Source organism: Pseudomonas sp. BAV 4579, from assembly GCF_009765395.1.
In the GTDB taxonomy this organism is placed as follows: domain Bacteria; phylum Pseudomonadota; class Gammaproteobacteria; order Pseudomonadales; family Pseudomonadaceae; genus Chryseomonas; species Chryseomonas aestiva.
Genome location: NZ_WHOV01000218.1, coordinates 1 through 13,373, shown reverse-complemented (window position 1 = coordinate 13,373; position 13,373 = coordinate 1). Strand labels below are relative to the sequence as shown.

Sequence of the window (13,373 nt, the reverse complement as noted above, 5' to 3'; positions counted from 1 at the left end):
CGTCGATCCAGGCGCCGTCGACATAGGCTTGCTGGCGAAACAGGGAAGCGTCTTTGAGCTGCATTACGGTCTCCTTGGCTGAAAGGGCCGGAAGCAAGGGCATGACACCCCTGCGCCTGCGATAGGGTCAGGCCTGGAAACGCTGGCATCGCCACCGTTCAGTGCCCGCTCGAGCAACGTCCGAACCGCCCTGGGCGTTCGAAATATTGAACGCATCCTAGGAGAATCCTGAACCCCTGCGCAAGAGCGCTAGCCAGGTTTTCGCGTCGCCCTCCTCCTTGTTTATGCAGCCCTTGCCACGCCCCGCGAAACAGTCGTTCAAAATCAACAACATCGTGCATCCGGGCATGGACGGTCGAGGGCAAGGTGAGTATGATGGCGACCGATTCAGCGTCACCGAATCGCTGCACTCGTAGCTCAGCTGGATAGAGTACTGCCCTCCGAAGGCAGGGGTCGTGGGTTCGAATCCCGCCGAGTGCGCCATCTCCCGTTCACCGTAGCGTGAACCTCAGCAAAGCCCGCCATCGCGCGGGCTTTGTTGTTTCTGGCTGTCGCTCAAGCCTTTCCAAGACGCCCAGACCGTTCGTGAAAGGACCTTCGCCAGATTGCCGGCGTGATTTATCTGACCATTATCACTACCACCCTGGCGATTCTGCTCTAAGCTCTGCCCCTAGACCCGCTCCACCCAGCCGGCCGGATGCCGATACCCTGGTGATCACCTCGCAAGGACGCCTCATGAGATACCTCCTGACCAGCTCGGTCACCCTCTTTCTCGCCGCTCCGCTCCTGACCGAAGACACCGCCCTGGCCCAGGCCGGCCATGCCCTTCGCCCGGGACTGGAGGCAGCGGCGCACTCCCTGAATCTATCGCTGCTGCAGAGCAGTGCGGTCGGCAGGGGCCCGGTGGCCGACGGGGCGCGACTGCAGCTGGCGGCACTGGAACGGCAGGCGCGGCGAGACGACTAGCCTCAGGGCCTTGCCAAGGCCTGGCGCAAAGCCCTGCTTGAACGAAGCGCCCGCCCCGGGCTCTCAAGGTCTCCACTACGGCCACCCCGAGGAGACCTGGATGAAATCCCTGATTCCCCTGTTGCTGCTGCCCCTCGCCCTGGGCGCCTGTACCCGGGAGCCGGTTCGGCAGGACGACCTCGGCCTGCCGAGCTGCAATCTGGCAGAACAGCGCGCCGTGCCGGGAGAACTGGGCGGATCGATCACGGATCCGCGGCAGGCGCATATCTCGCTGCGCGCCAATGTGCTGTTGGCGGATGTGAGCACGGCGCGCAAGGCGCGGCGGATCAGTCAGGAACAGGCAACGACCTTCAGCGAGCGCATCGCCGCGGTGCGAGACCAGACCGATGACCTGGTCAGGCAGCAGGGCTTTCTCAGCGCGGCCGAACGCGCCAGTTTCGATCGGGAATTCGACGGAATCGCCACGCAGATCTGCCAGCCGCGCTAGCGGATGCTGGGTGCGCCTGACCATGTCGGGTCGAAAGGCGCGGCTATGAGCGGCTAGGATAACGGCACCGATCAGGTGGCGAGGCAACTTGCCGCCCCTCTCTCTTGGCCCACGGGGACGACCCCGGCGATCGGTGGGCAGCGTTCCGGGACGGCCCGGTTTTACAGGAGGCCGTCGTTGGCTTGGTTCTATCTGGTGTGCGCGGGACTGCTCGAGGTGGTCTGGGCGTTCTACATGAAGCAATCCGCGGGCTTCACCCGCCTCACGCCGACGATCATCACCGGGGTCGCCATGGTGGCCAGCGTGGCGCTGCTGTCGATCTCCATGCGCAGCCTGCCGCTGGGCACCGCCTATACGATCTGGACCGGTATCGGCGCGATTGGCGCCTTCATGGTCGGCATCCTGGTGCTGGGCGAGGCGGCGAGTCCGCTGCGCATCCTGGCCGCCGCGCTGATCGTCAGCGGGCTGGTGCTGATGAAGCTGACCTCGTCCTGAGCGCCCTTCCCTAGCGCGGGATCACCGGGCGGGTCAGCCAGATGAACAGCAGCCCACCACATAGCCCACCCACTGCCATCGCCAGCAACCCCTCCAGGGTGCGCGTGGCGTAGATAAGCACCGGCATGGGCGCGAAGGCGTCGATCAGGCGGATGGCGGCGATCAGGCTGAGGCTGCTGGCCAGCGGCAGCAGGCAGGCGCGACAGGCACCGCCGTGACGCCCCAGCCAGAGGGCCGCGGCAAAGGCTGGTAACCAAGCGGCGAGCACGATGGCGGCATAGACGGGTCCGAAGCCCAGCAGATCATCCAGCGAGGTCCGCCCGCGCGTGGCCAGGTCGATCGGCTGGCCGAGTCCCTGGAGGGCCGCCAGGTTGTACTGGGTCTGCACCAGGCTGCCCCAGGCGGTGGTCAGCAGCAGGGCCGCGGCGAACGCCAGCAGGGTGCGCGGTTGCAACAGGGCGCGCCAGAGCGGTTGGGGCATGGTCGGAAGATCCCTTGGAGAGAGGCAGATGCTAGCGAAAGCGGGTACCCGGAACAGACCTCAAGCGTTACCTAAAGCTTCCGGCCGCTGGGCCTGGCTGGCGTGGCTGGCCCTGCTGGCGGTTCCGCTGGCGCTGGCGGCGCCGGCGTATCGGATCGAGACGGTGGCGACCGGGCTGGATAGACCCTGGGCGCTGGCTTTCCTCCCCGATGGCCGGGCGCTCCTGACCGAGGGCGCCGGGCGCTTGCGGCTGCTGGTGCCGGACGGAGACGGCCGCCTCAGGCTGCAGGCGGAAGCCGTGAGCGGATTGCCCGAGCTCTATACCGAAGGCCAGGCCGGTCTGTTCGAGGTGCTGCCGGACCCGGATTTCGCGCGCAACCAGCTGATCTATCTCTCCTATGCGACAGGCACGCGCCAGGCCAATCATTTGAAGGTGGTGCGCGCCCGGCTGGACGGCGGACGCCTGCAGGACGTCCAACCGCTTTTCACCAGCCAGCCGGCCAAGGCCTTCGGGCAGCACTTCGGGGCGCGGATGGCCCTGCTCGGTGACGGCACCCTGGTCATCGCCCTGGGCGACGGCAACGTCGAGCGCACCGATGCCCAGCGCCTGAGTACCCACCTGGGCAAGATCGTGCGCATCACCCGCGACGGCCAGGTGCCGGCGGACAATCCCTTCCTCAAGCGACCCGGCGTCCTGCCGGAGATCTACAGCCTCGGCCATCGCAATCCCCAGGGTCTGGTCTGGGTGCCCGGGCGCCAGGCACTGTACGAGCACGAGCATGGTTCCAAGGGTGGCGACGAACTCAACCTGATCCGCGCGGGTGCCAACTATGGCTGGCCGCTGACCACCGGCGGCGTGGACTACACCGGTGCGCGCATCTCGCCCTTTCGCGAATTGCCAGGCATCACCCCACCGCTGCTGGAATGGACGCCGTCGATCGCGCCCGCGGGCATGACCTGGTACGACGGCCAGGGCTTTCCCGCCTGGCGCGGCAGTCTGTTCGTGGCGGCGCTGCGAGAGAAGTCGGTGCGGCGGATACCGCTGGTGGAGGGTATGCCTGGTCCGCAGGAGCTTTTGTTCCAGGAGCTGGACCAGCGACTGCGCGACGTGCGCAGCGGCCCGGACGGCAATCTCTGGCTGCTTACCGATGGTGAGGACGGTCAGCTGTTGCGGGTGGTGCCGGGGTAGGAGCACCTAGTTGGTTGCGTCTATAGCGGTCCGTTGAGACGGTCGCCTTATCGCGGCCATGGGCCGCTCCTACGGGATGCATCGGCAGTCTTTAGGAGGATCTTTCGAAAGCCATGCGAGCCGCCTCGTCGAAACGACGAAAACTCCGCCGCTTCGTCAAATAAAGCACAACGATTCGACGCTCTGACGCTCACATCTGACAGCGCCACTTTCTAAGCTGGAGCCTCAACCACGGAGGATCCCGCCATGAAAGTCACCCTGCTCGGCGCCGGCCATATCGGCTACACCATTTCGCAATTGCTGCACGCCAGTGGCGACTACCAGGTGACGGTGGCGGATCGCGACGAGCGCGCCCTGGCGGCCATCGCCGCCCTGGGCGTGCAGACCCGCACCCTGGATACCGCCGACGCCAGCGCCCTGGCCGCGGCCCTGGACGACCAGGACGTGGTGCTCAATGCCCTGCCCTATCATCTGGCGATTCCGGTGGCCCAGGCGGCCAAGGCCACCAACACCCACTATTTCGACCTGACCGAAGACGTGAAGGCGACCAAGACCATCCGCCAGCTGGCCGAGGGCGCCAGCAATGCCTTCATGCCCCAGTGCGGTCTGGCGCCGGGCTTCATCGGTATCGCCGCCCACTCCCTGGCCAAGCGCTTCGACAGCGTGCGCGAAGTGAAGATGCGCGTCGGCGCCCTGCCGGAATTCCCCACCAATGCCCTGAAGTACAACCTGACCTGGAGCGTCGACGGCCTGGTCAACGAGTACTGCCACCCCTGCGAAGCGGTGCGCAACGGCGAGCTGCAACTGGTGCAGCCGCTGGAAGGTCTGGAGCACTTTTCCCTGGACGGCGTGGAATACGAGGCCTTCAACACCTCGGGCGGCCTGGGCACCCTCTGCGAGACGCTGCAGGGCCAGGTGGAAACCCTGGACTACAAGACCGTGCGCTACCCCGGTCACCGCGACCTGATGAAGTTCCTGCTGGAAGACCTGCGCCTGGCCGGTGACCAGGAGCAACTCAAGAACATCCTGCGCGGCGCCGTGCCCACCACCATGCAGGACGTGGTGCTGGTGTTCGTCACCGTCAGCGGGATGCGCGGCGGCAAGCTGGTGCAGGAGGTGTTCAGCCGCAAGATCTTTGCCGCCGAGCGCGACGGTCGCCTGACCAGCGCCATCCAGATCACCACCGCGGCCGGCATCTGCACCGCCCTGGATCTGTTCCGCGAAGGCAAGCTGCCGCAGCGCGGCTTCATCGCCCAGGAGCAGGTGGACATGGAGGCCTTCCTGGCCAACCGTTTCGGCAAGGCCTACCAGCCGGTCTGATCGGGGAAGCTTGGCGGCCGACCAGGGGTCCATAACGGAACAGTTACCGTTAGAGGACCCCTTGTCATGCTCAGCGTCGCCATCGTCGGTTGCGAACAGATCCACGCCCAGGACTACCTGGACACCAGCCTGGCCGATCCGCGCGTACGGGTAGTGGCGGTGGCCAGCGAACGGGATCCCGCCCGCGCCCGGCGCCTCGCTGCCCCTCAGGGTCTGCCGGTAGTGGATGACTTCGCCCGGTTGCCCGAAGTGGACCTGGCCTTCGTCACCACCGCCATCGAGGATCACGAGGCGGCGGTGACCGCCCTGCTCCCGCGCGCCCGGCACCTGTTCGTGGAAAAGCCGCTGGCCGTCTCGGCAGCCCGCGCCTCGGCCCTGGCCGATCAGCTCGCCGGGCGTTCCTGCTTCAGCGGCTTCTATCTGCGCACCGACCCGGCCCTGCAGCTGTTGCGCCAGCGGGCGCGGGACGGCGCCATTGGTAGCCTCAGCCACCTGTCACTGACCGCCGGCCACCCGGGGCTGCTGGAGGGCTGGCTCAGCGACTGGCCGGCGCATCTGGACGAGGGCCGCATGGGCTATGGCGCCTTTGGCGACCTGGCCGTGCACCTGCTGGATTTCAGCGCCTGGCTATGCGGTGAGGCCCTGACGGTCGTCCATAGCCGACTGGACCGCGATCCGCGCTGGCCACTGGATCATGGTGGCGAGGCCTTGCTCCAGGCCGGAGCTTTACCGATTCATCTGCGCGCCAGCGCCACCCTGCGCGGTCCGCGGCTGGCCATTCGCCTGGACGGTAGCGCGGGAACCCTGGCGCTTTGCGCGGGGCGCCTGGTACTGCACGACGCCAAGGGCAATCGCCAGGTACTGGCCGAGGGCGTGGACCCCGGCGTGCCCCAGGGCGCCCAGGCGGTGTTCGATCAGCTGCTCGGCCAGCCGCGACCGGAACTGGCCGGTCTGGCGGACGCCCTGAGGGCCAATCGGCTGCTTGATAGCCTCTATGGACGCGGTTGAAGGCGGAATCGGACGCTCCGGACCCAACTAAAGGTCGGACTGTTGGTGCCGATAGCGAGGGTATCCAGCGCAACTTGGCTGATACCCACCTCGCAGAAAGGAAGGCTCCATGGTCTGGTTCAACAATCTGGCACTGGCGAAGAAACTCGCCGTGGCCTTTGGCCTGTGCACGGCCATCACCCTGGGCATCGGCGCCGTCGGCTTCAGCGGTATCCGCAGCGTCAACGCCCAGCTGGACAACGTGCTGGGCGACTCGCTGCTCTCCATCAGCCTGCTCAACGATGCCAAGAGCAATGTCATCGGCCACAACCGCGATCTGTTCCGCGTGCTGTCCATGGCCTATGGCGATGCGCCCCAGAGTGATCAGCAGGCCGTCATAGCCTCCTTGCGTGACAACCAGACCGATGCCGAGAAACCCTTCGCGGCCTATCGCGCCACGCCGCTTGAAGCCGATGAAAAGCAGGCCGGTGATGCCTTCGAGCAGGACTGGAAAAGCTATATCGCCGGTACCGACGCCATCCTGGCGCGGCTGGCCGCCAAGGATGTAGCCGGTGCCGCCAAGCTGTTGAACGAGCAGGTGCAACCCACCTATCGCAAGACCATGGCCTCGTTCAAGATCATGATGCAATCCAACAAGCGCCAGAGCGCCGAGGCCGGCGACGCTGCGCATGCTGCCTACCAGCAGGCGTTCTGGGCACTGTCCCTGGGTCTGCTACTGGCCACGCTCTGCGCCCTGGCGCTGTGCATCGTCATCACCCGGATGATCGTCACGCCGATCCGCCAGGCAGTAGGCAGCGCCGAACGCGTCGCCCAGGGCGATCTGACCCTGCCGATCCAGAGCAGCCGCCGCGACGAAGTTGGCCAGCTGCTGCAGGCCCTAGGCGGCATGCAGCGCAGCCTGAAAGACACGGTGCAACAGATGGCCGGTGCCTCCAGCCAGCTCGCCGCCGCTGCCGAGGAATTGCACGCGGTGACCGAGGAAAGCTCGCGTGGCCAGGTCCGCCAGCACGATGAAGTGCAGCAGGCCGCCACTGCGGTCAACCAGATGACCGCCGCGGTGGAAGAGGTGGCGCGCAATGCTGCCTCCACCTCCACCGCTTCCCAGGAGACCAGCCGCGAAGCCCAGCAGGGTCGCGAGCAGGTGCAGCAGGCCGCCCAGGCCATGGCGGTGATGACCGGCGAGATCACCGACTCTACCCAGAAGGTGCAGACCCTGGAAGGCCAGGTTCGCGAGATCGGCAAGTTGCTGGAAGTGATCCGCGGGATCGCCGAGCAGACCAACCTGCTGGCGCTCAATGCCGCCATCGAAGCCGCCCGGGCGGGCGAACAGGGCCGCGGCTTCGCCGTGGTGGCGGACGAGGTCCGCGCCCTGGCTCATCGCACCCAGGGGTCCACCGGCGAGATCGAGCGCATGATGAGCGCCGTGCGCAGCAGCGCCGAGGAAGCGGTGGGCGCCATGCACAAGAGCCAGTCCCTGGCCGACAGCACCCAGGCACGCGCCAACCGGGCCGGTGAAGCCCTGGATCGCATCGCCGCCGGGGTCGCTCAGATCGAGGAGCGCAACCTGGTGATCGCCAGTGCCGCCGAGGAGCAGGCCCAGGTCGCTCGCGAAGTGGATCGCAATCTGGTCAATATCCAGGACCTGTCCACCCAAACCGCGACCGGGGCCCAGCAGACCGCCGCTTCCAGCCAGGAGCTGTCGCGACTGGCCAGCTCCTTCCAGAATCTGGTAGCGCAATTCCGTTACTGATCGGCCTTCCAGGAGGCTTCCGACCGGCGGTCAGCCTGCCCTCGCCCCAGCGAGTGGCAGGCTTCGGGCGCGGCCACGGGTCTGCCGACGTGACACGCCGATGTTCGGAATTGAACATTGCGTGCCAGCGCGGCTCTGAGCTGAAAGACCTGAATGGACGCTCCCATGCGCTTTACCTACGATGCCCGCCGCAGCTACCGCCTGATCGGCCTGGACGACGGTCGCCTGGCTGGGCAATTGCTGTGTGGGCAGCTGTACATCATGGTCGCGGGCGATGGCAAGCAACCGCAGTCCTATGCACAGCTGGAAGATGACCAGTTGCGCACCGCCGAGGGCCGGCTGATCGGCTGTCGCGAGGCGGATATCCTTACCCTGCAGCGAACGGGCGTAGCCCTGCGGCTGGAGCCAGTGGACGCCTGAGGCAAGAGGGCTAGCGCAGTCTCCTCCGCCCCGGGCTATCACCGTGACCTCCGATACCAGGCGGCAGCATGAACAGCCTGCGTCCGCACAAGGACGACAGGGCCGCCCGCACGGCCACTTTCGTGTTCTTTGCCATCACGACGATCGCTCCTGCTGAAGGCCCTTCCCTTCTTGCCGTCATTGGACGCCAGGCCAAGCCGAAAAAGGCATAGCCCTGGGTTGAAGTCAGGCAAGAGCGCTGTCCGGCCCGCTACATCCGTCGCCGATCAGTGGGAACCTCTCACGCAAATTGTTGCTCCATTTCCTTGAACGTCATCGAAAAGATGCCAAACGGGTGCCTTCTGGCCCCTTTCAGGAGATGTCATGTCCAGCGACAACCAGTACAGCATGCAGAACCCCCTCACCCAGTATCCTCAGCCGGAATTCTCCAAGCAGCCCCAGCAGGCCCCGGGTCTGGCCCAGGCCATGGAGCCGCGTCCCGATCATGGCGAGACCAGCTACCAGGGCTTCGGTCGCCTGGCCGGGCGCAAGGCGCTGATCACCGGCGCGGATTCGGGAATCGGTCGGGCCACGGCCATCGCCTACGCCCGGGAGGGTGCCGATCTGGTGCTCAACTACCTGCCCGAGGAAGAGGCCGACGCCCGGGAAGTGGTCAAGCTGGTGGAAGCCGAGGGTCGCAAGGCCGTCTGCGTTCCCGGTGACCTGAAGGATGAAGCCTTCTGCACCCAACTGGTGAGCAAGGCCAAGGACGCCCTGGGCGGTCTGGATATCCTGGTCAATGTGGCCGGCAAGCAGACCGCCGTGCAGGACATCGCCGAGCTGACCACCGAGCAGTTCGACGCTACCTACAAGACCAACGTCTACGCCCTGTTCTGGCTGTGCAAGGCCGCACTGCCGCATCTGCCGGCCGGTGCCGCCATCATCAACACCACCTCAATCCAGGCCACCCAGCCGTCCGAATTCCTGCTGGACTACGCCTCGACCAAGGCGGCCATCACCAACTTCACCAAGGCGCTGGCCAAGCAGGTCGCCAGCAAGGGCATCCGCGTCAATGCCGTGGCCCCCGGTCCCTTCTGGACCCCGCTGCAGCCCAGCGGCGGCCAGCCCCAGGAAAAGATCCCCACCTTCGGTGGCGAGACGGTGTTCAAGCGTCCCGGGCAGCCGGCGGAACTGGCGCCCATCTATGTGCTGCTGGCTTCCCAGGAATCGAGTTATGTGACCGGCGAGGTCTATGGCGCCACCGGAGGCATGGGCTGACAGCCATGGTGGGCCATGTCGATCACCGTGCCACGGTGCCCGGCACTCAAGGCCGGACGGTCTCGCCCTGGCTGCGCCGCATGCCCGAGGGCAAGGCCCAGCCTGGCGATTTCGCCCAAGGCCAGAGCCATCTGGCCTTGGTGTATGTAGCGCTGATCCTGGAAGAGCCGGAGTCCGAGGCGTGAGCGAGCTGGATTTCACCCGCCCGGTGGACGAGGTCGCCCGGCAACTGATCGGCGCGACGCTCAGAGTCGTAGGTGTGGGCGGCCTGATCGTGGAGACCGAAGCCTACGACGGCGAAGACCCGGCCTCCCACAGCTTTTCCGGCCCCACCCCGCGCAACCGCGCCATGTTCGGTCCTCCCGGCCATGCCTATGTCTATCGCTCCTATGGCATCCATTGGTGCTTCAATCTGGTCTGCCGCGAGGCCGGGCATGGCTCGGGCGTGCTGATCCGCGCGCTGGAGCCGCTGTGGGGTCTGGAGGTCATGCGGAAACGTCGGGGTGGCCTGGCCGATCGCCTGCTGTGCGCCGGTCCCGGCCGGCTGTGCCAGGCCCTCGCCATCGACGGCAGTCACGATGGCCTGTCGCTGACCGAGCTGCCTTTCCTGCTGGAGCCAGCGGCTGCCGAGGTGGCGGTGCTCGCGGGCCCGCGCATCGGCATCAGTCGCGCGCGCGAGGTGCCCTGGCGTTTCGGCCTGGCCGGTTCGCGCTATCTGAGTCGTGGCTTTCCTGGCTGAGCACCGCCGCACGGTATTGGCGCCGGCTGCGGCGCAGATCGACGATCAGGGTCAGAAGGCCGAAGGCCAGGATCGCCAGGACGATGCCCAGGCCGAGCAGAGGCTTTTCCATGCTGTCTCCTTCGAGTCTGTCGATGAAGCGAGCGTCAGGCCGCGCGCGCGGCGGATTCGGCCCGGCGCCGCAACGAGCGGCGCAGGATCCAGGTCAGGGCGAGACTCAGGGCAGCCATGGCCGCCACCAGCAGCGAGTACGACAGCCACCAGGGATGACCGGCGGTCATCATGCTGAATTCGGACATGCCGCCAATGCCGGCGATGAGGTTGAGCGGCAGGAACACCACGTTGATCAGCGTGAGGTTGCGCAGGGTCAGATTCATGCTGTTGTTGGCCAGGTTGCCGCGGGCATCCATGAGCCGGGCAAATACCGTGGCGTAGATGTCCGCCTGGCAGCGGCACTGGTCGTTCTCGATGATGAGGTCCTCCAGGCGTGCCTGCAGGGCCTCACCGAGCCCACGCCTTTCGGCGATCTGCCGCAGTCGGTCGAGCACCGCGCCGTTGCCCTGCAGGGCGTTGATGTAATGGATCAGGCTCTCGCTGAGATTGAACATCTGCAGCAGGTGCTCATTGCCCAGGGAGCTGTCGAAGCGCTGCTGCAATTCGCGGCCGACCAGCCTGATGACCTTGAGATGCCCCTGGTAGTGATGGACGCTGCGAAACAGCAGTTCCACCAGCACATCCAGCGGAGCGTGCAGCGGCTGTAGTGGGCCCTCGCCGGCCAGCAGCGACTGGCCGGCGGAGATGACCACCAGCCGCTCGGGATGCCAGAGCAAGCCGAAGGAAGACACCTCGAAGGCGAAGCGCGCCCCGCCGGCATAACGCTCCGGGCGCTTCCAGATCAGGAAGAGTTCATCGCCCTGCACCTCCAGGCGCGAAACCTCGTCGGGGTCCAGCGCCGAGGCCAGGCGGTGGCTGTCCAGGTTGAAGACCTGCTGCAGCCAGGTCTGCTCCCGGGCATCCGGATCGCTGCACAGCAGCACTGGCGCCAGACGTTCGCCGGCCGGCACCAGGCCACCGTCCAGCAGAGTGAAGGCTTCGATCATGAGAAGCTCCTACCAGCCCTGACGCCGTTGCTCCAGGCGCCGGACGAAGTCCTCCAGCACCCGCCGATAGAGACGCTCGCCCAGCAGGCCGTCTTCGATGCCGGCGTCCAGGTTGGGGTTGTCGTTGACCTCGATGACTACCAGCCGATCACCGTCCTGCTTGAGATCCACCCCATAGAGGCCATCACCGATCAGGGCGGCGGCCTGCAACGCCAGCTCCACCACCGCCGGAGGTACCGCGGCGATGGCCACCGCCTCGCAGCGCCCTCCGGTACTGCCGGCGTCCGCCTTGTGGTTGTAGATCTGCCAGTGACCGGTGGACATGAAGTAGCGACAGGCATAGAGCGGCTTGCCGGCGAGCACGCCGATGCGCCAGTCGAATTCGGTGTAGAGGTATTCCTGGGCCAGCAGCAACACCGAGCGTTCGAACAACTCCGCCGCGGCCTGACGCAATTCGGCGGCGTCGGCCACCTTGAGCACGCCGCGGGAAAAGCAGCCGTCGGGAATCTTCAACACCAGCGGATACCCCAGGCGCCGCCCTACCTCTTCCAGCTCGTGAGGCCGCTCGCGATAGAGGATCTCGGTACGCGGCATGCCCAGGCCGTGCTGGGCCAGCAGGTCACTGAGAAAGACCTTGTTGGTGCAGCGCAGGATGGAGGCGGGATCGTCCAGCACCACCAGGCCTTCGCTCTCGGCCTTGCGGGCGAAGCGATAGGTGTGGTCGTCGACCCGGGTTGTGGCGCGGATGAACAGGGCGTCGTATTCCGCCAGCCGACCATAGTCCTTGCGCTCGATCAGCTCCACGGCCACCCCCAGATCACGTCCGGCGGCGACGAAGCCGGCCAGGGCCGCGGCATTGGAGGGAGGCAGCGGCTCTTCCGGGTCATGCAGGATGGCCAGGTCGTAGCGTGCCTGGCGGCGCGAGGCCGGTTGCCGCCAGATGCGCCGGTTGAAGGCATCCAGGGCATCAGCGAAGGCGTATTGCTGGGCATCCTGCAGCCGGTGCAGGGCGCCGCTCTTGATCCCGGCGATGTGCCAGTGGCGACTGTGGCGCAACTCCACCTGCAGGATCGGGCAGGGCAAGGCGTCGAACAGCTGCCTGGCCAGCGCCTGCAGCGGCGCGAAATCGGTGCGACCGAAGTAGAGATTGAGGGTGAAGCCCTCGGTGGCGCCCAACGGATGCTCAGCCAGCGCCTGGTCCACCAGGGCGTCGAGGTCTTCCAGCAGCAGGCCGTAGAGCGCCTTGCGATTGAGTTCGCTCAGGGTGCGCACCGAGGGGATGACGCGATGACCGCGCGCCTCCGCCAGCAGCGAGCAATAGTAGCCGTGGCCCAGGTAGCGGTAGTTGCGGCAGAGGTTGAGCACCTGGATCCGGCCGCCACCGGCGGAAAGACGGCGGTCTTCCAGGTACTCCTGGGCGGTGATGATGCTTTCGCTGGGCAGGTAGTCCGACCAGTCTTCCTTGCGCTCGACGATGATCAGCAGAGTGCTGCTGGCTGGCAGGTGCAGCACGGGTTCGGGACGGGGAACGGGGGTGGCGACGGGCAGGCGGGCTTGAATCGCGACCATGGTACGGACCGGGCTCTTGGGGAAGGGGTGTCCAGCAATACGCCTTCAGCCGACGGCTGTCCCGCGCCGTTACGCAGGCTTTATGCCCTGGCGACGGAGTTGACCAAGACTTTGCACCGGGCACGCCGTTCGGCGGTTGGCTAAGCTTGGTGGCCGTCCTGCCCCGGAGTCCTCATGAAGCCCCGTCAACTGCTGCCGATCGCCCTGCTCTTTCCCCTGCTCGCCCAGGCCAGCCTGCGCTGTGGCCAGAGTCTCGTCGAGGAAGGCGACAGCGTCGAGCAGGTGCTGGCCGCCTGCGGCGCCCCGGCCGAGCGCAAGATCAATCCGCCGGCGCTGCGTAACAACAACGTGCCCAGATTCAATGCCGCCGAGACCCAGTTCTGGACCTATGGCCCGGCGAACGGTGCCTCGCGGCACCTCAAGTTCATCGACGGCAAGCTGGTGGAGATCAGGGTCGAGCGTTAGCGGGAAGCCTCCCTCACCCCAACCCTCTCCCGGAGGGTGAGGGGGAAAACAGCAGCTCCGACGCAGGGGCAAGGCGGCGTAGATACCATCTCTCCCACCAATCACAACAGGTCCGCTAAAGGGCCTG

General features: G+C 66.3%; 16 protein-coding genes and 1 tRNA gene. 14 read left to right on the top strand and 3 right to left on the bottom strand.

What is annotated here, in order from left to right; translation table 11 throughout:
* Positions 1-406: 406 nt before the first annotated feature.
* From GSQ95_RS25315 to sugE, 4 genes are all read left to right on the top strand, one after another.
* A tRNA-Arg gene (locus tag GSQ95_RS25315) sits at positions 407-483 on the top strand.
* Positions 484-735: 252 nt separating this feature from the next.
* Positions 736-966, top strand: coding sequence for a hypothetical protein (locus tag GSQ95_RS25310; RefSeq protein WP_133861348.1), 231 nt, complete (start codon positions 736-738; stop codon positions 964-966).
* A 100-nt stretch (positions 967-1,066) separates the two neighbouring features.
* Positions 1,067-1,453, top strand: coding sequence for a hypothetical protein (locus tag GSQ95_RS25305; protein WP_158896178.1), 387 nt, complete (start codon positions 1,067-1,069; stop codon positions 1,451-1,453).
* A 177-nt stretch (positions 1,454-1,630) separates the two neighbouring features.
* Positions 1,631-1,948 carry a quaternary ammonium compound efflux SMR transporter SugE gene (sugE, locus tag GSQ95_RS25300; RefSeq protein WP_158896176.1) on the top strand — a complete coding sequence of 106 codons (318 nt, stop codon included), beginning with the start codon at positions 1,631-1,633 and terminating at the stop codon, positions 1,946-1,948.
* 10 nt (positions 1,949-1,958) lie between these two features.
* Here sugE and GSQ95_RS25295 read toward each other — a convergent pair whose 3' ends face one another.
* Positions 1,959-2,429: a hypothetical protein gene (locus tag GSQ95_RS25295; RefSeq protein WP_158896174.1), complete on the bottom strand. Its 471-nt coding sequence runs from the start codon at positions 2,427-2,429 to the stop codon at positions 1,959-1,961.
* A gap of 28 nt (positions 2,430-2,457) precedes the next feature.
* On the opposite strand from GSQ95_RS25295, the gene GSQ95_RS25290 reads away from it, so the two are divergent.
* The 9 genes from GSQ95_RS25290 to GSQ95_RS25250 all read left to right on the top strand — a co-directional run bounded on the left by GSQ95_RS25290 (position 2,458) and on the right by GSQ95_RS25250 (position 10,112).
* Positions 2,458-3,618, top strand: coding sequence for a PQQ-dependent sugar dehydrogenase (locus GSQ95_RS25290; protein WP_256664717.1), 1,161 nt, complete (start codon positions 2,458-2,460; stop codon positions 3,616-3,618).
* Between the two features lie 246 nt (positions 3,619-3,864).
* A complete protein-coding gene (locus GSQ95_RS25285; RefSeq protein WP_133861351.1) occupies positions 3,865-4,938 on the top strand; it encodes a saccharopine dehydrogenase family protein in 1,074 nt (357 codons plus the stop codon).
* 66 nt (positions 4,939-5,004) lie between these two features.
* Positions 5,005-5,946 carry a Gfo/Idh/MocA family protein gene (locus GSQ95_RS25280; RefSeq protein ID WP_158896172.1) on the top strand — a complete coding sequence of 314 codons (942 nt, stop codon included), beginning with the start codon at positions 5,005-5,007 and terminating at the stop codon, positions 5,944-5,946.
* A gap of 109 nt (positions 5,947-6,055) precedes the next feature.
* Positions 6,056-7,696, top strand: a complete 1,641-nt coding sequence (locus GSQ95_RS25275; protein WP_158896170.1) for a methyl-accepting chemotaxis protein — start codon at positions 6,056-6,058, stop codon at positions 7,694-7,696.
* A gap of 165 nt (positions 7,697-7,861) precedes the next feature.
* The gene (locus GSQ95_RS25270; RefSeq protein WP_158896168.1) at positions 7,862-8,116 is read left to right on the top strand and encodes a hypothetical protein; all 255 of its coding nucleotides are present in this window, start codon (positions 7,862-7,864) and stop codon (positions 8,114-8,116) included.
* A gap of 68 nt (positions 8,117-8,184) precedes the next feature.
* Entirely contained in the window at positions 8,185-8,328 is a 144-nt protein-coding gene (locus tag GSQ95_RS25265; protein ID WP_158896166.1) for a hypothetical protein, read from the top strand.
* A 151-nt stretch (positions 8,329-8,479) separates the two neighbouring features.
* A complete protein-coding gene (locus GSQ95_RS25260) occupies positions 8,480-9,373 on the top strand; it encodes an SDR family oxidoreductase (RefSeq protein ID WP_158896164.1) in 894 nt (297 codons plus the stop codon).
* A 5-nt stretch (positions 9,374-9,378) separates the two neighbouring features.
* The gene (locus GSQ95_RS25255) at positions 9,379-9,558 is read left to right on the top strand and encodes a hypothetical protein (RefSeq protein WP_158896162.1); all 180 of its coding nucleotides are present in this window, start codon (positions 9,379-9,381) and stop codon (positions 9,556-9,558) included.
* The gene (locus tag GSQ95_RS25250; protein ID WP_158896160.1) at positions 9,555-10,112 is read left to right on the top strand and encodes a DNA-3-methyladenine glycosylase; all 558 of its coding nucleotides are present in this window, start codon (positions 9,555-9,557) and stop codon (positions 10,110-10,112) included. Before GSQ95_RS25255 ends, GSQ95_RS25250 begins: the two co-directional genes overlap by 4 nt.
* Positions 10,113-10,258: 146 nt before the next feature.
* Here the strand turns inward: GSQ95_RS25250 and GSQ95_RS25245 are convergent, their stop codons facing one another.
* Together GSQ95_RS25245 and GSQ95_RS25240 are read right to left on the bottom strand one after the other, a co-directional pair.
* Positions 10,259-11,212, bottom strand: coding sequence for a magnesium transporter CorA family protein (locus GSQ95_RS25245; protein ID WP_256664716.1), 954 nt, complete (start codon positions 11,210-11,212; stop codon positions 10,259-10,261).
* Positions 11,213-11,221: 9 nt separating this feature from the next.
* Positions 11,222-12,781: a RimK family protein gene (locus GSQ95_RS25240; RefSeq protein ID WP_158896158.1), complete on the bottom strand. Its 1,560-nt coding sequence runs from the start codon at positions 12,779-12,781 to the stop codon at positions 11,222-11,224.
* 174 nt (positions 12,782-12,955) lie between these two features.
* Here GSQ95_RS25240 and GSQ95_RS25235 point away from each other — a divergent pair, with 174 nt between their 5' ends.
* Positions 12,956-13,246, top strand: a complete 291-nt coding sequence (locus tag GSQ95_RS25235) for a DUF2845 domain-containing protein (protein ID WP_158896156.1) — start codon at positions 12,956-12,958, stop codon at positions 13,244-13,246.
* Positions 13,247-13,373 lie beyond the last annotated feature (127 nt).